Below are 253 nucleotides of genomic sequence, written 5' to 3'. Positions count from 1 at the left end.
ATGAGCTTGATCCATCGTCGATAAACAGCCCGTCTGCCGCGTTACCAATCAGGTTGGATACGTTGACGATCGAGATCGCGGCAGCGAGGATGGTGCTCGTCCTGCTTGCAAAAAAAGGCCATATGAAATATCGCGCTCCATCGTGACCGTCGCCAGCTCGCGCTTGACCCGCGCCAATTCCGCCTCCAACTCGCTCTGCGGCTTTTGCGTCTCGCCTACCTTCGTTAGCGTCCCTTTTCGCTCGGCAACGACC

General features: G+C 57.3%; 1 pseudogene. It reads right to left on the bottom strand.

Annotated features, from left to right (window positions below):
* Positions 1 to 48: 48 nt before the first annotated feature.
* Positions 49 to 253 (bottom strand): annotated as a pseudogene (locus ACRXB1_RS37875) (hypothetical protein); the annotation flags it as partial.

The organism is Caballeronia sp. M23-90 (genome assembly GCF_053574605.1).
The sequence above is the reverse complement of the archived record's forward strand: the minus strand, read 5'-3'. Positions and strand labels throughout refer to the sequence as shown.